This is a genomic window from Prosthecobacter sp. (assembly GCF_046154365.1).
Classification (GTDB): domain Bacteria; phylum Verrucomicrobiota; class Verrucomicrobiia; order Verrucomicrobiales; family Verrucomicrobiaceae; genus Prosthecobacter.
The window spans coordinates 1-20,183 of record NZ_JBJXFV010000123.1; the positions used below are offsets into that span (position 1 = coordinate 1).

The following is a 20,183-nucleotide window of genomic DNA, read 5'->3' on the forward strand; positions in this document are numbered from 1 at the left end:
TGGCTAGCAGGTTTTCAGGCAATGGCTCGCGGGTGATGACGCCGTCTTTGCTAGTGCCGCGCTTGATGATGGTCTTCTGCGTCATGAGGCCGATGACATCGCCTTTGTCACTGAGCACGAGTCCGCCGACGGCATCGGGGTCACGCGGTGCGTTGTGTTCGAAGTAGAGCGGACCGTTCGCAGCGCTGAGGTTGGTGATGGTGCCTTGGGTGACGATGGCGTCTTCGAGTGACTTGGCATACTCGCCGTGTTTGAGGCTCAGGAGCGTCACGGGTTGGCCGAGTTCGAGCGGTTTGCGCGGTGCGAGGCGCATGGCGGTGGTAGCGGACTTCGCCGCGATGATGGCGATGCCGAGATCGCTGTTGTTGGCGACGACGGTGGCATTTTCGAGGTCCTTGCCGAGGTCCACGACGAGGGAGTTGATGCTGACGAGCAGTTTGCCGTCCACGAGAATGAGTCCGCTGTCGCTGATGGGATAACCCAGGCCGCGCACTTCGATTTGCTCGATCATCGGCTCATAAATGTCTGGCGGACTGCTGGAGGCGGCCAGAGCCTGATCGGCGGTGAGCGCAAAGCTGCGCACAGGAAAGGCGTCGCCCTGGAGCGGATGCAGCGTGCGATTGCCTGCGAAGAAGAGGAACTGGTCTTTGAGTTGGGAGCCCTTTTTAGCAGCGGCTGCGGCTTCGCCGACGAGGAAGAACTGCTCGCCTGCAAACATGAGCGGATCCGTGGCCTTCATGCGTGTGAGTGGGAAGCGGCAGAGTGATCCGCCGCCGTAGTTCAGCGCCACCTCGAAGGCCTGCGGACCCAGTTTCACCGCGCCTTCGTTCAATGCCTGCGCGGCTTGCGCATAACTTTGATCTTCGGCGCTGAGAATCTTCAGCGACACCGTCACCGGCTGTCCATTGGCGGATTTGACGGTCAAGGTTTCGCCCGTGACTTTGACAAATTCACCGGGCAGAGTGCGACCATCCATGCTGTGCCAGTCACGAGCTGCAACAAGGCCGATCGCGGCGAGGAATGAGACAAGAGCGAGTGTGGATTTCATGGCTCACGGAAAGTCAGGGAGGAAAGGATTCCCACGGTAAGGTGGCGGGCCTTTGCCTTTGGATGCTCCGGGACCGCCGCGACGACCTGGGCCACCAGGACCGCCGCCGGGAGGTGGGCCGCGCTTGGCAAAACTCTGATCCGGCGTGCCTTTCCAACTGCGCGGCACAAAGGGGAACGCCGTGGTGATGCAGTAGTAATAGGTGCCTGCGGGATATTCGGGTGTGATGCCGGTGCGGCCGTTGTTTTCGTCGAGATCGCCGCTGCCTTTGACGAACTCGAAATCCTGCGTGAAGCGGCCGTCGTAGTTGCCGCCGGGGCCGCCTTCTTGTGCGGGGCGTGCGCCAGATTTGAGTTTGTAGCTGGACTTCATCACACGGAGTTCACCTTTGGCATCGGTGGCTTTGTCATAGGCTTTGCTGGTGTAGATCGGGAAGCCATCGGCGGCATAGCCGATGTGCAGCATCTTTTTATCATCGCCGCCGAGCCGCTCGATGAGTCCGAGCGGCATCGCGTGATAATGATAAGCCCCTGTGGGCTGCACATGCGCGTTGTGTTCGTCGAGTCCGAGATTCATGAAGCCGGTGGCGGCCTCGTAGCGCCAGCCGGACTGCGGATTATTTTGCCATGTTTCGGCGGTGCCTGGCTCAAAAGGCACGCCATTGAGTGCCACACCCCACCAGCCGAAAATGCGAGACGGCTCCGCAGCCGCGACGGGCTTCTGCGGCACGCGGAAGGTGTAACTCTGCGGGCTGGCGCTGTTGGGATTGCCCTTGCGCGGAAACTGCCCCGGTTCGTGATCCGGCCAGCCGTTGGACTTGATGAAACGAAAATCGCCCTCGGTGGTGATGTTGACCTGATGCTGAGCTGACGCGGGCTTGGTCGCGTTTTGCGCGAAAGCGGCGATGCATGCCGAGCTGACGAGACCAGCGAGACAGAGAGCGAATTGGCGTGGGCTCATGGGAGTTGGGGAGTGGCTTTGTGTGCAAACTAGAACGATGCCTCTGGCTCGTAAACTGGTGGAGCGATTTGGAAGGCCGCTCAACGGAGGCTTGCTTTACGGGACGGTGGGGATGGTTACGCGGTAGAAGCCCTTCGATCCGCTCAAGCGTGTTTGATCGGTTTCGGTGAAGTTGGCGGTGTTGCCGTCACTCGTTACGGAACCGACGTCGGTCCAGGTGCTGAGGTCGGGGGACCATTGCAGGGTGTAGGTGGTGCCGGGGGTGGCTTTGAAGTCGAGGCTGATGAGGTTGTTGTTGCCGTAGCGGGTGAAGCTGGCGACGGCGAGGTCTTCGACCTGGTTGTTGACGACGACGAACTGGCCCATGAGGCCTTCGTCTTCGTGGTTGGCGAAGTGGCAGTGATACATGAAGGGATTGGTGTTGCTGGCGAAGTGATCGAACTTGGCGAGGAAGGTGACGCTGCTATTGCGCTGCACATAAAGCGTGTCCTTCCAGCCGACTTCATACGACGCGATGCCGGTGACGCTGGCGGGGTTGCTGCCGTTGGCGCTGACGCGGGAGATGAGATTGAACTGGATGTCGTGAATGTGGAACGAGTGGCTGAAACCGGAGGTGTTGGTGATGGTCCAGCGCTCGACGGCGTTGAGGTTGATGGTGTGATTGAAGACGGTGGGACTGAAGAGGTCGTCGCCGTCGAAGAAGAAGATGCCTGGGGCACCGCCAGTGATGGCGAGGGTGCGTGTGGTGGGGTTGGTGACATCGCCGTTGGTCCACAGAGCGTTGGTGGTGAGCGTGGTCGGGCGCGTGAGCACGGGGCTGGCGGTTTGCGCGGCGATGTTGATGCGCAGGACGTTGAAGTCGAGGTTGTTCAAGAGGCTGCCGAACTGGCCGGTGGTTTGCGGTTCGCCGCCGGCGTAGCTGTTGGAGAGCGGTGTGCCGAGGGAGGCGCTGTTGTTGAAGCAACGCAGGTCGAGGGTGCCGCCGAGGGTGTCGTTGGTGAGATCGACGAGGATTTCATAACGCTCGCCGACATGCATGACCACGCGGGTCGTTGCGACGGGGGCATCGACGAGGCCGCCGTCGGTGGCGATGACCCAGAAGGTGCGATTGTCGCTGAAGCCGAGGTTCAAGGAGCGCTCGATCTCGGCGTTGAGGATGCGGAGGCGGACGTATTGCTTCGGTAGGCTGACTTGGGGGCTGATGACGCCGTTGACGAGCATGACATCGCCATAGGCGGAGGCGGCGGTGACGATTTGATTGGTGGTGAAACGTCGGCTGCCGAGGGCGAGCGGGATGTCATCGACGCCGTAGGTGCGTGGCAGGGTGAGCGCGGATTCGATGGGGTCGCGGATGATGATCATGCCGACTCCACCGCGACTGATTTGCTCCTGCGTTTTCTCATGCAGATGCGGGTGGAACCAATAGGTACCGGCGTTGTTATCGACGAGCCAGGAGGGACTCCAAGTGGTGCCTGCGGGGATGACTTGATGCGGGCCGCCGTCCATGATGGCGGGGATGTGGAAGCCGTGCCAATGCGTGGTGGTGGTATCGACGGGCAGGTTGTTGGTGACGTGCATTTGCACCCAATCGCCTTTGTTCATGATGAGCGTGGGCGCTCCAAAGGGCATGTCGTTGTAGGCGTTCGTATTGGTCGCTGCACCAGCGAGGAACTGCTTGCTGTTGGGCTTGAGCGCGAGATTGAAGGTGGTGCCGGTGATGATGTCGGGGATGATGAGCGGATTGAAGGTCTGCGCGGTGGTCAAGGTGACGAGCAGCGGCGTGGAGCTAGTGGTGTTGCCTGCGTTGTCGATGGCGAGCGCGGTGAGGCTGTTGGTGCCGAAGCCGAGTGGCACGGTGATGGTCCAGGTGGCAAAGTTGTTGCCAGTGGTGGCGGTTGCGCCGTTCACGGTGACTTTGCTGATGCCGGACAAGGCATCGCTGCTGGTGCCGCTGAGCGTGATGGTGTTCGTGGCGGTGCTTTGTGTGCTCGATGGTGAGGTGATGGCGACGATGGGCGAAACGTTGTCCTGCGTGCTGCTGACGACACTGCTATAGCTCGATGAGCCGACTCCGTTCGTGGCGAGCACTCGGTAGTAATAGGTGATGCCGTGGGCGAGGTTCGAGAAGCTGCCGGTGGGTGTCGTCAACGTCTGCGAGCTGAGCACGGTGGCGAAGTTACTGGTGGTGGAGATTTCCAACGTGTAGCTCGTGGCACCTGCAATCGCTGGCCAACGCACGGTGCGTGCGGTGCCTTGGCTGTAGGCTGGCAAGGCGGTGATCGCAGGTGTGCCGGGCACTGTAATGCTGCCAATGATGAGGCTCGCGCTGCGGGTGGTGTTGCCGCTGTTGTTGCTCGTGTTGGTGAAGCTGATGGTGTCGTTGAAGGTGCCGACGGCTAAGGCGTTGGCGTTCGCGGTGTTGATGCTCGCGGTGACGGTTGTCGAGGCACCAGCGGCAAGTGTGCCGCTGGTGGCGGAGAGATTGAGCCAAGTTTGTGTCTTCGCTGCGGTCCAGCTCAACGAGCCGGTGCCGGTGTTGCTCAGTGTGTAGATTTGGCTCGCGGGCGAGTAGCTACCGCTGCCTGCGGTGCCGCTGGAGTTCAATGCAGTCGCTGGTGTGACAGCGAGCACGGGTGATCCGGCGATGACGGTGTAGCTGCTGGCGTTGTAGTCGATGCCGCTGGTCGAGTCGGTGGCGATGACGTTATAGCTGACGGTGGTGGCGGCGGCCTGCGCTGGGATGGTCCCCGTGTAGTTGCCGCCGCCGACTGATGTCATCGTGATCGGAGCAGGCGCGGCAGTGCTGGTGGTTACGACTTTGATGTCGTCGAGGCTGATCTTGGATGCGGGGTTGGTCGCCCCATTGCCTGCAAACTGGAAGCGCAACTTGAGTGTGCTCACGCGCTCACCTGCGGTGAGGTCGTAGTGGTAGAGCGTGTAGCTGAGATTGGTTCCGGCCACGTAGGCAGGTGTGGTGGTCCTGGTTGTCCAAGTCGTTCCATTGGTGGAGGTCTGAAAAGCCCAGCCGTTGGTGGCCCCGAGATTGGCGGTGGCGACCCAGAACTCGACATACGCCGACGCGCCCGTCGAGGCGTCGATGTTGTTGGTCGTGGTAATGTGGTTGTCGGCGAGGTTGGGCGTGCCGCGATTCATTTCCAAGCCGTAGGCGTTGCCGGTGCCGTGGTTGGCGGTCGTGGTGAAACTAAAGGGATTGGGCGGACCAACAGCTGAGGCAACTGTCCAAGCGTTGTTGGTGCCAGTGTTCGTCGCTGTGGTGAAGGCTGCTGCGGCGGTGCCCATGGTCTCGGTGAAGACGGTGGTCGTGGTGGCGGCACCTGTGCTGTAGTTAAGCACGACGCTGGAGAGTGTTGCTCCAGTGGCGGGCGTGACGTTGGCGGTGACATCGACGCTGTCGTTGTTCGTCGGTGTCGTGGGATTGAGCGTGACGCTGTTGATCGTCGTGGGCGCGGTGGTTGAATAGGTGCCGAGGTCGGCGAGCAGTTGATAGTAGGCGGTTTGTTGCGTCGGCGTCATCGAACCCACTCCGCCTGCGATGAGATTCACGGCTTCATAGGGGTCCACTTGCAGGTCGTAGAACTCGGCGGTGCCGGTGTTGAAGCGAATGACCTTGTAGCGGCTGTCCCGCAGTTCCTCACCGCCGCTGGTGGGCGTGGCGGTGTCGAACAACTCGCTGTAAGCGAACGGACGAGTGACGGTTTGATTTTGCAAAACTGGCAGCAGGCTCTGGGAGTCGAGCGTGACGCCTGCGGTGGTGGTGGCGACGTTGATGCCCGCGAGTTCGAGGATGGTGCTGTAGAGATCGACCGAGTGAACGAGCGTGTCCGTGGTGCGACCGGGTGAGATCACATTTGGCCCGCGGATGATGAGCGGCACGCGCACGCCGCCTTCATAGAGGGAGCCTTTGGATTTGCTGCTGGAATAAGGCGACTGCGCGACCTGCGTGTCGGTGCCGTTATCGCCAATGAAGATGACGGTGGTGACGTTCAAATCGACACTGGCCAGCAAGCGGCCAATCTCCGTGTCCATGGCCTGCACGGCGGCATTGTAATAGCTGAGCCGATTGGCGGTGATGTCACCCGCAGTGCCGCTGAGGTCGATGTAGGCCTGCGTGGTGAGCAGACTCGTCGGCGGCTTGTGGAAGGGGAAGTGCGGTGCGTTCAGTGCCACCCAGGAGAACCAGGGCTTGCCTGCGGTGGTCTGAGTGTTGATGAAAGCGATCGCGTCATTCACGGTGTCAGTCGTGGCATACGTGGTGATGCCTGCGGTGCTCGAAGTGCCGCCTGCGGTGCCGTCCGTGACGACCTTGGTCCAGTTGTAGTAGTCCGCGACTTCGGCGCTGAGTGGTCCGGCATACGAGGGCCAGCCTGCGACTGTCACGGGGCTCATTTGCGCGGCAGTGCTCGATCCGTTGATGAGGTGATATTTGCCGAGGTGCTTCAATTGATAGTTGAACGCTGCATTGGCCGCGAATGCATCCGGCAGTGTGAACTCGGAGGCTTGCAACGGGCTGCCAGAGTTCGGCGTGACGACATCGCCAGTGCCGGTTCTGAAGCCGTAGCGGCCAGTGATGATGGACGAGCGCGTGGGCGAGCAGACGGTGTAGGCGTAAGCGTTGTTGAAGCGCACCCCGTTGGTGGCGAGCGAGTCGATGTTCGGCGTAGCGGCGTTATTACCGGCTGGATTGTAGAGCTTGCAGGCATCCAAACCGAAGTCGTCGGCGATGATGAGCAGGATGTTGTTGCGCGGCGTGGTGAAGGTGCCAGTGACGCTATAGCTAGTGCCTGCACTGTTTGTCGCATAGGCGGCGAAGGTGTAGTTGACGCCCAATGTGAGCCCTGTGGCACTCACAGTGAAAATGCCGGTCGTTCCGCTCGCGGTGAAGTTCGTGACGCCGCTGCCGCCGAGCTGTGGATTGCTGTTGGTCGCTGTCGGTGCCAACACGATGCCGCGTGCGGTGATCGCGGTGCCACCGTCGTTGGTGACATTGCCACCGAGAGTGGCAGTCGTCGTGCTGAGGCCAGTGGCAGTCGGTGAGGTGACGATGGGAGTGCCTGACGCGCGTGTGACGACCATGGAGTAGGTCTTCACCGTCGAATCGAGGCCGGTGACGACGATGTCGATGGGATTGCTGCCGATGTTCAAGGCAACCGCGATGGGGCTGCCGGAGCTGACAGGCACGGAGTTGACCGTGATGGTCGAGGTGCCAATCAAAGCCGTGGGCGTGACATTAAGGCTCGAAACTGCATTCCCAACGCTCGCCGTGTAGCTCGTGGTCGCGCTGCTGAAGGTCGGCGCGAGCGTGCCTGCGCTGATGGTGAGATTGGAGAGATCACCACTGAGGCTCACGGTGCTAAAGGTCGCTGCGGGTGTCGTGTAGGTGATGCCGAGGCTGTTCGTCGCATAAGCCGCAAAGCTGTAAGCCGTGCCTGCGCTGAGGCCGGTGGCATTGACGGTGAAAACGCCCGTCGTGCCGGTGCCGACGACATTCGTGACGCCACTGCCACCGATTTGCGGATTGCTGTTCGTAGCGGTCGGAGCGAGCACGACGCCGCGTGCGGTGATGGCCTGGCCGCCATCACTGGTGACATTACCGCCGAGTGTGGCTGATGTTGCAGCGATCGAGGCGGATGTGGGCGTGGTGATGAGCGGTGCGCTCGGTGCAGCGCGTGTGACGGTGACGGTGTAAGTCCTCGTGCTCGGTGGCGTGGTCTGTGTGCCGACGACGGTGATTGTATTGGAGCCTACATTGAGCGTGATCGGCCCGCTGGCGGTGCCCGGCGTGACGGCCACCGTATTGACCGTGACAGTCGCTGTGCCGCTGACCATGGATGGCGTCACGGTGATGCTGCTCACCGAGTTCGGCACGCTGACCGTGTAGGCGAGAGTGTTTGAAGCAAAGGTCGGTGAGAGCGTGCCCGCACTGAGCACGAGATTCGACAAGCTGGAGAGCGTGACGGTCTGGAACACCGTCGCCGGTGTCGTATAAACAGTGCCTGAGGCATTGGTTGCGTAAGCTCTAAAGGCGATGGTTTGCGGGGCGGGGGTGGTGAAGCCAGTTGCATTCACCGTGAACACACCGGTCGTGCCGGTGCCCACGACGTTGGTCACGCCGGTGCCTCCGATGGTTGGGTTGGAGTTGGTGCCGTTCAGCGCCCACACAACGCCGCGTGCGGTGATCGTCGCACCGCCATCGGCAGTAACGTTGCCACCGAGGACGGCCGATGAGTTCAAAATGTTCGTCACCGTGGCCGAGGTGATGGTCGGCAAATTGGCCGTGAGCGTCGAGAAGGAGCCCGTCGTGCTGTAGGTGGTGCCGACGCTGTTCGTGGCATACGCTTTGAAGGTGTAAGCGCTGTTCGTGGCAAGTCCGGTGGCATTGACCGTGAAGACACCGAGCGTGGCCGAGCCGGTGATGTTCGTCACGCCAGTGCCGCCGATGATTGGATCGCTATTCACCGATGTGAGCGCCACCACGATACCTGAGGTGCTAACCAACGCACCACCATCAGCCGTGATGTTGCCGCCGAGCACTGCCGAGCCGCCCGTGATGCTCGCGGAGGTCGGTGTCGTGACGGTCGGTGCCACCGCAGTGCCTGTGAGCAGGAAACTCGTCATGCCCGTCTGTGCCACCGTGACCGCGCTTTGCCCCGCTGAATCAAAGGTGGCCAACGCCGTGCGATTCACACGCGCATACTCGGTGCCAGTCGATGCGAGTGTCGCATACGTCGTCGTCGCCGAGGTGCTCGATGCGACAATGCCGCTCGCCTTTGCCGTCCACGCCGTCTGATTGAGCGATGCGTCCGCTGAATACGTGCCGCCCTCCACCGCGCTCCAGGTGAGTGTGACATTCGGAGTCGAGACGCTCGCATTAACGGTGATGGCCGTGTTTGCACCGCCAGTGAAGTGGCGTGTGAGCGGCGTGTCGGCATTCATCGTCGCCTCATTGGAGGCACCGCCGGTGGCGTTGCCATAGAACTGACGGCCCGTGGTGTAGGGGAAGGCCGGCGTGTTGTCGGCATTGATCGTGGTAAAGTAGGCCCAGGTGCCGCTCGGAAACTCCGGTGTGACGCAGAACCGGACGTTATACTCATTGAGATCGTAGTTCCCCAGCACGAAGCCGCCGACGGAGTTCGAGCCCTTGGTTTGCACCCGCCCGGCGAGATCACCCTGATAATCGAAGTCCTCGATGTAGTGGCCGAGGAGATACGTCGCATTCACCGCAGGGCCGTATTGCGCCGAAGTCAGCGTGGGTTTGTTTTGCACCCGTTGCGCCCATGCTGGCAAAGCCTCACGCACCGTGATCGCTGTGGTGCCATTGCTGCCATCACGCAGCGCAAAGCCCGAAATCATGCGCCGCACTCCGCTCGCCGCACTGTCGGGGTCCGAGTAGCCGTAGGGTCCATAGACCGGCAGCCCATCCTGCGCCCAGCCGACGATGGGCGAGTGCTGCGTCACGGGCGCAGTGCTCTCGGTGTAGCGATTCGTCGTCGCATTGTAGTCCACATGATCGCCCAGCTGATAACGCAGGCCGATGGGCTGCCCGTGGTTGTGGTAGGTGTTGCTCGCCTGATGCGCACCCGCCGGGTCAAAGGTCGGCCCCTCATTGTGATCGCCGTCACGATTCCAAATGCCATCGCCCGTGAAGGCCGTGTTTGGCCGGGCATCCGCCGCATTCGCCGTCGAGTACGAGAAAGCATCCCGGCTATCATAAATGGCCACGCCATTGACCATGCGCCCCGTTGCGCCGAGCCCCGTGCCCGTCTTCGTCCCCGGAATCGTCGGCACTCGCGGGATGCGGTAAATCGTGGCCGTGTTCGTCGGGAAGCTCGGGAAATTCGTCGGCCAAGGCCCCATCGTGTAACTCGCCAGCCCCGTCGTGCGGATGTAAATCCAGTTCGGCGAGTAATTGATCTCCGTCACGCCTGAATACGTCGGCAGCGCCTGCGTCGTCGTCCCGCGCGACCAAGTCAGCGACTTCGTCCCCGCTGTCTCATCCGCCGCACTGGCATAGATGCGAGCGTATTTGCCGGAGTTCGCCGTGAACCACGACGAAAGCTGCGGGTTCCCCTGAGCAAACGCTGTGACAGTGGTGAAAAAGAGAGCGAGGGCGATCTGATACGGCTTCATGACTATGAGTGAACTAGCGGGCGAACCTTTATGGAAGATGAATGAGCTGGGGAAAAGTGTGAACAAGAAAACCTGTGCATACCCCAGTCCATGACTACGCTACCCCCAACCTAACGCTCCAACATGGAAACCACCGTCATCAGCACCGAGGAACTGCTTCGCACAAATCCAGCCTTGAAAGCCTTATGGGAGAATGATCGCCAAATCCGCTTGAGTCAGCCCTTGCGCACCTCCGAGGAGTTTATCGCGCAAGCCCTGGAAATGAAGAGAGTGGCTGGTTTACGCGCCTCGAATGGGCACGTGACTTCGGCTGCCTTGGCGGAGAACATGAGCTGATTCGCGGTGGACCAGCGGATGGCGTCGAACGAGTTAGATGAGATCGCCGACTACTTCGCCGCGCGCGACTTTGCACCGTTGCCGCATTCGCAGGACGCCTACTATCGTGCGTCAGATGACCTCATCGCCATGGACGCGCATCAAGCCAATCTCGTCCTCACTGGCGAAGGCATCGCGCCCATCGACATTCCCCATGTTTCGCAGCAGCGCGGATCGAGACATCGCGCAATGGCTGCGTCGTGTCGGCGTGTAGATTGGCACCGCAGCACGATGCCGTAGCAATTCACGCTGGATTAAGGTCGCTACTTCACCATCGTAACACTCCATGCGCCTCCTTGTCGTCGAAGACGAACCTCATCTGCTCAGCAGCCTCGCCGAGGCGCTACGTGAGGACGGCTATGCCGTCGATGCAGCCAGCGATGGCGAGGACGGACTCGCGAAAGCGATGATGTGGGACTACAACGCCATCGTGCTCGATGTGATGATGCCCGTGATGGACGGCTTCCAGGTGCTCGAGCGACTGCGTTTGCACAAAAAGACGCCCATCCTCATGCTCACTGCCCGCCACGGCACCAAAGACCGCGTGCGCGGCCTTGATGGCGGCGCGGATGACTATTTAGCAAAGCCCTACGAGTTGCCCGAGCTGCTCGCACGCATCCGCGCCCTCATACGTCGCAGCACCGGCCATGCAGCGGCCATCGTGACCATCGGCGATGTCTCCGTGGACACCGTCGGTCACACCGTCACCAAAGGTGGTGAGCCGGTCACACTCACCGCGCGGGAGATCGCTTTGATCGAGTATCTCGCCCTGCATCGGGGGCGCGTCATCACGCGCGAACGCCTCTACGAGCAGCTCTTCGACGAAAACGAAAGCAGCCTCTCCAACCTGCTCGATGTGTATGTCTCCAACGTGCGCCGCAAGCTCGGGCATGATCTCATCGTCACACGACGCGGACTCGGTTACGCCATTGAATGATGTTCCCCGAATCCCTCCGGCTCCGCATTCAGCTCTGGCATGGATTTCTCCTCGCCGCCGTGCTCACCGGCTTCGCGGTCGGCGCGTATCGGTATCAGGCCGCCAATGAAATTCACCGCGTGGATATTGAGCTTCGTCTGCGCGTGCGTGCCTTGACCGACTCGATGATCGCACCGCGCGGTCAGGCCGGGCGACCGCCGCCGGGTGTGGAGCGTGAGTTCAAGCTCGCACCGGCGCGTGCGGGCATGTTTGAAGGAACCGATGGCGCAGAATTCTACTACGCCGTGTGGCGACGCGACGGTGCCGAGTGGGCCTGCTCTGCAAAGGCCCCGTTGCCCATCGAGCGACCTGAACGTCCCAAAAGTGACGAACCGATGCAAGGCGAGCGCACACGCGGCGATCTCCGCGAAGCCTTCACGTTCACACCGCCTGGAGAATGCATGCTCGCCGGTCGCTCCATCGCGCCTGAACTCGCCTCGATGCGTGATTACTCGCGCTGGCTCGCCGCCATCGCCACATCGGTCCTCGCCTTTGGTCTGGTCATCGGCTGGTGGGTCACCTCACGCGCCATTCGGCCCATCGCCACCATCGCCGACACGGCAAGACGCATCGCCACCGGTGACCTCAGCGAGCGCATCCCCGTGCGCTCCGCGAGCAGCGAACTCGGCCATCTTTCCACCGTCCTCAACGCCACCTTTGCCCAGCTCGAATCCTCCTTTGCACGACAGGCACGCTTCACCGCCGACGCCGCGCACGAGCTGCGCACACCCGTCGCCATCATCCTCTCCCAAGCCCAGCGCGTGCTCACCCGCGAACGTGATCCCGCCACCTACCAGCGCACATTGGAGGCCTGCGTCAGCGCCGCCCGCCGGCTCAATCAACTCACCGAATCCATGCTCACGCTCGCCACCCACGACGGCGATGCGGTCACCATCAAACACGAGCCCTGCGACCTCGCCACCATCGCTCACGAAACCGCCGCACCGCTGCAACCCCTCGCCGAAGAACGCGGCATCACACTCGAACTCGATCTCTCCCCTGCACCCTGCACAGGCGATGCCCTGCGCCTCTCCCAGATCATCCTCAATCTCCTGAGCAACGCACTGGATCACACACCTGACGATGGCCGCATCACGCTCAACACCACGACCGAAACTGGGCGCTCTGTTTTCACCATCACCGACACTGGCTGCGGCATCGCTGGAGCACACCTGAAGCACATCTTTGACCGCTTCTACCGCGCTGACGAATCCCGCACCCGCACCACCGGCGGCGCAGGCCTCGGCCTTTCCATCTGCAAAGCCATCGCCGATGAACACAGTAGCACTTTGGAAGTCACGAGCGTCGAAGGCCAGGGCAGCACGTTCACCTTGCGGCTGCCACGACTTTAAAATCCTTGGGGTGAATCGCGCTACTTCCCCTTGCCCATTCCTTTGCCTTTGCCCTTCGGTCGGCCTGGTGGGAACTCGCCACGTTCCAGCGCCGCAAAGGCTGGCTCGCCTAGCCCTGAGCGGATGTGGGCTTTGAGTTCGGTTTGGAGCTTTGTGGCGATTTCGGGCCGCTGTTTCGCAAGGTCGCGGGTTTCGCCGAGGTCGTTGTTCAAATCAAAGAGCAGGCCTTCCTTCGTGTCCCAAAAGTAGAGCAGTTTGTAGTCGCCCATGCGGATCGCCGACTGCGGATGCGCGACTTCGACGGCCTGGTGCCAAACGAAGCGGTCAATCGGTCGTTTCACGGCCTCTTTGCCACCACTGAGCAAAAGCGGCTTCCAACTGCCGCCTTCGACACCTTTTGGCAGCGCAAAACCGGGTGATGCGAAATCGAGCACGGTGGCCATGATGTCGTAGCTGGTGACAGGCGTGGTGCAGTTCACACCGCCTTTGATGCCGGGACCACGCACGATGAGCGGCTCGCGGATGCCACCCTCGCCGAGATCGCCTTTGCCGCCGTTGAGGATCTCGGTGCGTCCACCATTGTCGGAGGTGTAGATGACGAGCGTGTTGTCGGCGATGTGCAGTTCGTCGAGCTGTTTCAGCACCGCACCGACGCAGGTGTCGAGATCCTCGGTCATCGCTGCCATCACGGCACGATCACCGCGTCCACCTTTCGCAGCACCCATGCTTTCGTATTTTTTGAGCGTCGCGGCGAGCGCCTGCGGTGCCTGATGCACCGCGTAGTAGGAAAGCTGCAAAAAGAACGGGTGCCCTGACTCCACCTGCGTCTTGATGAAGGCATTCGCACGACGCGTGATGCCAAACGACTGCTTCGGATTCTCGGAATCGGTCGTGTCGCCGTCTTCATTCATCGTGATGCCATCGCTGGTGTCGTAACCCATCGACTCCGGCGTGTGAAACCACTGCCACTTGCCGAAATGCGCCGCCTGGTAGCTGCGGTCGGCCTTTTTGAGCGTGTTGGCGAACGAATCCGTGACCGGCGCACTCCAGTTGCGCGACATTTTGTCCGGCGCGTTGAGCGTCGTGGTCGTGCGCCCCATCTGAATCGCCGCGCGTGAGCACTCGCATTTGCAATGCGCCGCATACGCCTGCGAGAACGTCATGCCCTGCGCGGCAAGCTTTTCGAGATTCGGCGTGCGAAACTCCCGGCTCGCGCTGCCTGGCTCGTCCGCCTTCATCCGCACGGACGTGCCGCTCCATGATTGGTCGTCGGCAAGGATAAACAGGATGTTCGGCGCTTTGGCGAAGGCGCTTGTGACGAAAACAAATAGTGCGGCGATGAGGATGAGTGAATTCATTGTTGTGGCGCTCCTTTCACGTCCAGATCAGGCTTCGTGTTCCAGCGCTGCTTCCACTCGGGTTTCTCAACCTTGGTGCGGAAGATGACGGTGTTGTCGAGCGCGATGTCATCGGTCCAGATGAACTTCGCGCCGTCGAAATCGTTGTCGAAATACGGCTGCTTGGGATCGACTTCTTCGACGGTGTATTCCTTGGCCTGCTTCCAGGCTTTGTCATCGAACTCCACAGCCCACCAGTTCGCGGGCAACGGCTCCTGAATGACCTTGGGATTCGCAGTGTCGCCATTCACGGGACCGTGGAAGAAGTTTTTGGCCTTCCATGACGCATTGGTGACCGTGCCGTCGGCAAACTTTAGGCAGAAGCCGGCGTCGCCAATATTCGTGCCGTATTCCATGCCGGTCTTCGGATCGGCATTGTCCTTGGCGAGTACGGCGATGGTCATGGGATACTCAGGCAGAAAATCGACACTGACGACATTGTGCGGCGTGAATTGAATGGGATCGACGGCGACGAGGCGGCCATTCACATAGAGCATGAACCAATTGTCGGCATAGACGTTGAGCTTCATTGTGTCGGCGATGCTCGGCTTGATGAGTCCGGGCGGGCCTCCTTTCTTCTTGTTGTCGCCCGCAGGAACTGCTGGCGGAGATCGGTCTGATCCAACCGATCTATCCGATCCGACCACTGCACCTGAAGTATGCACCACGCGCAGCGATGAACTCGCGAGCACCTTGCCCTTCATCGCAGCGATGAGTTCTTCGCGACCGGGCGTGCCGCTCACCTCCAACGCAGCGGAGAGCGCATACAGCGTGAGCACATAAGTCTTCGCGCCAGGCCCTTTCGAGTGCGGTGGCTCGTAGCCCATCTGGCCTTTGAAACCAGTGCCGATCTTACCAATGCTCTGCGAGTCCTTCGGCAGGCCCGTGGCGCTCGCCGGGATGTCATAGAGGGTCCAATACCACTTCTTATCACCGCCGGGAGCGACGTGATCCATGATCAAGGCATAGCCCTGGGTCGAAGCCGGTGCGCCCGTCCATTCCAAGGGCGGACTGATGCCAGCGCCATCACCGGTGAACTCGACAGGCAGATTCTTGAGGTCTTCGACGACGGCACTGTTGAGCATGAACTTGCCGTCACTGCTGCGGGGTTGATCGGGCAGGGCGACAAATGCCCCCTGCTTGCCGCCGCGACCACCGCCCTCACCATTCTTCATTTCTTCGCGTGCGGGAGGTTCCTCGCCACGCGGCTGCGGTGGACTGCCTGCAGGAGCATTGCCAGCGAGTTCATCGAGTTCGGGTGTGTCGAGCTTGCCGTCACGGTTGTGATCAAAGGCATTGAACTGCGCTTTCGCCTTCGTCATCGCATCGGCGAGCGAGGTGCCGCTCTTGGTGGCCTGCGCCTTCGCGTTGTCGGCGAATTCCTGCGCGGTCACGACTCCATCGCCATTCACGTCGAGAATGCCCTGCACCGCCGCCTGCGGGCGCGGCGTCGGCCCATCGCCAGGACGCATCTCGCCGCCCTTGCCTTTCCCTTTGCCCTTTCCCTTACCATCGCGCGGAGGACCACCGCCACCGCCTTGCCGGGCCGTATAAACTTCCGTCGTCTTACCATCGCGGCCATTGTCGAACTCGAAGGGATAGGAGCCGTCCGCATTGATTGTGTAGGCGATGCTGCGTTTGTCACTGCCGACGCTGTAGCTCAGCTTGTAACTATTCGCGCCCGTGCTTTCAAAACCGATGATCTCAGCACCACGCAGAGCCTGGAGCGCCTCACGCACCCCTTGGGCACGCGGCTGCGGATCGACCTGCTCGCCGGCCTCCACGACCTCGCCATGGAAACCGCCGATGACATACGGATACTTCATCGACGCATGATAATGATAGCCGCTGGCCGATTCGTGACCGTGGCACTCATCAAGCTTGCCCACGAGCGAGCCATCCGGCTCCGTGAGGCCGTAGATCGAATAACCATCGAGCGCGTACGCCACCGGCATGCCCTTGCCCGCTTGTGCCTGCAAATGCAGCGGCGTGATGTGGTAGTGATAATCATCCGCACGACCGCAATGGCCGCCCCACTGGTCCAATTCGCCGATCTCATAGCTGATCTCGCCACGATTATTCTGCGGATTGAAAATTGGGATGCCATTCACCGCGAGCGCGATGGCTCCGCGTAGGAAGCGGCCTTTGATCATCGCCGGCGTCTGCGCCGGCACCGGATGCAGGGGGATGCGCCACGCATTGTCGCCGGTGTAGTTCTGCGGCAGCGGCACCTGCTGCTGCCACGCGGTGATGCCGATCATCATGTTGTGGTCCGGCAGTCCATTGGAGCCGACGAACAGGAAATCCTTGTCCCATTTCAGTTCAAGCTTTGAGAAAGCCAGAAACGGCTTCGCGGCGGCAGGCGCATTGGCCGCATTCGCGACGGCTGCTACTGCCATGGTCAAGGTAGAGGCCGCCGCTGCAATATTTACCGGCTTGATTTCGCCCACGGTGGGCTGCGCATGCTCCTGCATCCATTCGTCCAGAATGTGCTGTCGCAACGCCTCCTGGTTGTCACCATCGGTGGCTTTCCAAGTGTGCGCGCATCCCAGAACCGTGGAGAACGCAATGATAGCAGTGGTGAGCAGAGAGGTTTTCATGATGCCTCATCCAAACCGGCCCAACATGACTCGTCTTCATGAGATTTGATGACAGTCCTGTCATTTTCAAACCATTGGAGCGCCATCTTCCGTGCGCCGAAGTTTCCTGGCCCACATGAAGCAAACCGGCGTCACGATCAGAATGTGTACGAGACTGCTGACCATGCCGCCGATCACGGGCACGGCGATGGGCTTCATCACTTCCGCGCCGGTTTGGGTGCTCCAGAGCACGGGGAGCAGGCTGGCGATGATGGTGGCGACGGTCATCACTTTCGGGCGGAGGCGGAGGCGTGCGCCGTCTTTGATCGCTTGGATCAAATCACCGCCTCGGGCCACGGATTCTTCGAGATAGACGACCATGACGATGGCGGTCTGAATCGCCGTGCCAAAGAGCGCGATGTAGCCGACCCACACCGCGACGCTGAAGGGAATATCGAGCGCCCATTGCAGCAGAAAGCCACCGCTGAGGGCGAAAGGCACCGCCAGCAGCACGTGCGCGGCTTCGGCGGCGCTGCGGTAGATGTGATGCAGCAAAAGGAAGATGATGAGCAACACACAGGGCACGATGAAGAGCAGCGTGCGCTGGGCGTGCTGCTGGTGCTCGTAGTCGCCGCTGTAGCCGATGGTGATGCCGCGTGACAGACGCGGTGTGATGTCGGTGGTGATGCGTGACTGCACTTCTTCGACAAAGGAGGCGAGATCGCGGCCTTGGACGTTGGTTTGCACGGCAACGCGGAGTTGGCCGTCTTCGCTGGTGATCTCGTTGGGGCCTTCGACTCGCTGGATGGTGGCGATTTGGCCGAGGGGCACGTTTTTCACCATGAGATCACGCAAGCGTTCGATGTCCTCACGCTCGCTGCGTTGCAGGCGCACTTGGATGGGAACGCGGGCGCGACCTTCAATGATGACACCGGCTTCTTTGCCACCGAGGCCGGTTTCGATCACGTCGAGCACTTCATCGACCCGCAAGCCGCGTTGAGCGAGCGCATCGCGATCTGGCTCGATCTGGATGTGTGGGCGGCCCTGAAGGCGACTGGCGGCCACGCCAGTGGCTCCAGGCACGGTGCGCACGACTTTCTCGATCTCGAAGGCCCATTTCTGCAAGGCGTCGAGGTCATCGCCGAAAAGCTTGATGCCGAGTTGCGCACGGATGCCGGTGGCGAGCATGAGCACGCGGCCTTCGATGGGCTGGATGAAGCCGGGGATGCTGCCAGGCACTTGTTTGAGCCGCTCGGTCATCTCGGCGATGAGTTTGTCGCGTGTCATGCCATCGCGCCATTCGTGCTCGGACTTCAGCGTGATCGTGGTCTCGATCATCTCGATGGGGGCTGGATCGGTGGCGGTGTCGGCGCGGCCGAGTTTGCCGACGGCGATCTGCACTTCGGGGAAACTGGCGAAAACCTGGTCCTGCCAGGCCATGACGCGTTTCACTTCGGTCAACGAGGTGCCGGGAACGAAGGTGGGCATGAACAGCAGGCTGCCTTCATTCAGCGGAGGCATGAACTGGCTGCCGACATTCCGCACGAGCATCAATGACGTGGCCAAAACGGCTCCGGCGAGCACCAAGACGAGTCGCGTGTGTTTCAGCGCGAAATCGAGCACCGGATCATAGAGGCGCAAAAGCACGCGCATGAGGTGATTGCGATCTTCCGCCGGAAACGGGCCGCGCATGAGCACAGCGCACAATGCGGGCACGAGTGTGATGGAGAGCACGGCGGCGGAGAGCATCGCAAAGGTCTTCGCAAAGGCCAGCGGATGAAAAAAACGGCCTTCTTGGCCGGTGAGAGCGAAAACGGGCACGAAGGCCAAGAGGATGATCGCCATCGCAAAAAAGATCGGACGGCCAACTTGCTTCGCTGCGGTCAGGATGATGCTGAAATCAGGCTTTTCGGCCTCAGAGCACCGGCGGATGACATTTTCCGTCATCACGATGGCTCCATCGACGAGCACGCCGATGGCGATGGCGATGCCGCAGAGGCTCATGATGTTCGCGGTGATGCCAAACTCCTTCATGGCGATGAAACTCACGAGAATCGAGATCGGTAGCGGCAGCGTGACGATGAGGATGCTGCGGAAGTGCCAGAGGAACAAGATGTGCGCGAGGATGACGAGAATGATCTGCTCCGTGAGTGCATTCCTCAGCGTGCCGAGGCTGCGCTCGATGAGCGTGCTGCGGTCATAGAAGGGCGCGATGACGACTCCTTCTGGCAAGCTCGGCTGGAGCTGCGCGATCTTTGCTTTCACCGCATCGATCACCGCGCGGGCATTTTCGCCGCTGCGCATGACGACGATGCCGCCGACGACTTCGTGGCCGCCTGCATCGAGCACTCCGCGCCGGAAATCACCGCCCACTTCGACTCGGGCGATGTCTTTGAGCAGCACGTTGTCTTTAAGCACGATTTTCTCGATGTCAGCGGCTCCACGCAGCAAACCGGTGCCACGCACGACGAACTCCATGCCGTTCTCCTCGATGGTTTTGCCGCCGACGCTCGTGTTGCTGCCTTCGACGGCTTCCAGCACCATTTGCAGCGTCACGCCAAGCGAGCGCATCTTTGCGGAATCGACCTCGATTTGATACTGCTTCACAAAACCGCCCACGCTGGCGATTTCGGCCACGCCGGCCACGCTGGCGAGTTGCGGGCGAATGACGGTGTCCTGCAGCGTGCGCAGCTCACCGAGATCATGCGGGCCACTCGTGGCGATGAAATATTGATACACCCAGCCGAGGCCGCTGGCGTCCGGCCCGAGCATCGGTTCGGCAGGAAGTTTGCCGCGCAGGGCATTGAGCCGCTCCAGCACCTGCGGCCGAGCTTTGACACCGTCTTCAAAGATCAACTGGATGAGCGAGAAGCCGAACATCGACGTGCCGCGCACGGTCTTCATGCCCGCGAGGCCTTGCAGACTCAGCGAAAGCGGCTGCGTGAGCTGCGTCTCGATCTCCTGCGGACTGCGGCCCGGCCAGTCGGCATAGACGATGACTTGGTTCTCACTGAGATCGGGAATCGCATCGACGGGCATCGTCAGCATCGCGCGGAAACCGAAGGCGGAGAGCAGCAGCGTCGCGCAAACGACGAGCAGGCGGTTCCGCATCGACCAGGTGATGATGCGGGCGATCATGAGGAGCCTTGACCTGAACTTTTAGACTCCCGCCGCGACCCCTTTTACCGCCGCAAGAACACGGCGAGCCACGGGTTTGGGGAGCATGATGCTGTTCCGATTGCCAAGAACGCCAGTGAAGTGCTTTTCACCTTCGGCGTCTTTGTTGAGGCTTGCGATGAGAGCGGCTTTCTCTTCGGGAGTGAGGAGGTGGAGAGGCTTTAGCATCTG

The 20,183-nt window shown here is 61.0% G+C and carries 11 protein-coding genes and 1 pseudogene; 4 read left to right on the forward strand and 8 right to left on the reverse strand.

Annotation, left to right across the window (positions count from 1 at the left end):
• From ACKVY0_RS15935 to ACKVY0_RS15945, 3 genes are all read right to left on the reverse strand, one after another.
• Positions 1-1,048: trypsin-like peptidase domain-containing protein (locus tag ACKVY0_RS15935; RefSeq protein ID WP_409215813.1), on the reverse strand; the 1,048-nt coding region annotated here is incomplete at its 3' end.
• 3 nt (positions 1,049-1,051) lie between these two features.
• Positions 1,052-2,008 carry a YHYH protein gene (locus ACKVY0_RS15940; protein WP_409215814.1) on the reverse strand — a complete coding sequence of 319 codons (957 nt, stop codon included), beginning with the start codon at positions 2,006-2,008 and terminating at the stop codon, positions 1,052-1,054.
• 96 nt (positions 2,009-2,104) lie between these two features.
• A complete protein-coding gene (locus ACKVY0_RS15945) occupies positions 2,105-10,156 on the reverse strand; it encodes a sulfatase-like hydrolase/transferase (protein ID WP_409215815.1) in 8,052 nt (2,683 codons plus the stop codon).
• Positions 10,157-10,279: 123 nt separating this feature from the next.
• On the opposite strand from ACKVY0_RS15945, the gene ACKVY0_RS15950 reads away from it, so the two are divergent.
• Genes ACKVY0_RS15950 through ACKVY0_RS15965 form a run of 4 tightly spaced genes read left to right on the forward strand, consistent with a single transcriptional unit; the run spans position 10,280 to position 12,859 of the window.
• Positions 10,280-10,492 (forward strand): hypothetical protein, encoded by a 213-nt coding sequence (locus ACKVY0_RS15950; RefSeq protein ID WP_409215816.1) that lies wholly within the window; start codon positions 10,280-10,282, stop codon positions 10,490-10,492.
• Positions 10,493-10,510: 18 nt separating this feature from the next.
• Complete coding sequence (locus ACKVY0_RS15955; RefSeq protein ID WP_409215817.1) at positions 10,511-10,771, forward strand: hypothetical protein; 261 nt, start codon at positions 10,511-10,513, stop codon at positions 10,769-10,771.
• 46 nt (positions 10,772-10,817) lie between these two features.
• On the forward strand, positions 10,818-11,468 hold the full coding sequence (locus ACKVY0_RS15960) for a response regulator transcription factor (RefSeq protein ID WP_409215818.1): 651 nt from the start codon (positions 10,818-10,820) through the stop codon (positions 11,466-11,468).
• Entirely contained in the window at positions 11,465-12,859 is a 1,395-nt protein-coding gene (locus ACKVY0_RS15965) for a sensor histidine kinase (protein WP_409215819.1), read from the forward strand. Before ACKVY0_RS15960 ends, ACKVY0_RS15965 begins: the two co-directional genes overlap by 4 nt.
• Before the next feature lie 20 nt (positions 12,860-12,879).
• Here the strand turns inward: ACKVY0_RS15965 and ACKVY0_RS15970 are convergent, their stop codons facing one another.
• The 5 genes and pseudogenes from ACKVY0_RS15970 to ACKVY0_RS15990 form a co-directional block, all read right to left on the reverse strand.
• On the reverse strand, positions 12,880-14,217 hold the full coding sequence (locus ACKVY0_RS15970; protein ID WP_409215820.1) for a sulfatase-like hydrolase/transferase: 1,338 nt from the start codon (positions 14,215-14,217) through the stop codon (positions 12,880-12,882).
• A complete protein-coding gene (locus ACKVY0_RS15975) occupies positions 14,214-14,903 on the reverse strand; it encodes a hypothetical protein (RefSeq protein ID WP_409215875.1) in 690 nt (229 codons plus the stop codon). The genes ACKVY0_RS15970 and ACKVY0_RS15975 overlap by 4 nt, the downstream gene beginning before the upstream one ends.
• Before the next feature lie 33 nt (positions 14,904-14,936).
• Positions 14,937-16,856 (reverse strand): annotated as a pseudogene (locus ACKVY0_RS15980) (YHYH protein); the annotation flags it as partial.
• 66 nt (positions 16,857-16,922) lie between these two features.
• Positions 16,923-19,973 (reverse strand): efflux RND transporter permease subunit, encoded by a 3,051-nt coding sequence (locus ACKVY0_RS15985; protein ID WP_409215821.1) that lies wholly within the window; start codon positions 19,971-19,973, stop codon positions 16,923-16,925.
• 21 nt (positions 19,974-19,994) lie between these two features.
• Positions 19,995-20,180 carry a hypothetical protein gene (locus tag ACKVY0_RS15990; protein ID WP_409215822.1) on the reverse strand — a complete coding sequence of 62 codons (186 nt, stop codon included), beginning with the start codon at positions 20,178-20,180 and terminating at the stop codon, positions 19,995-19,997.
• Positions 20,181-20,183 lie beyond the last annotated feature (3 nt).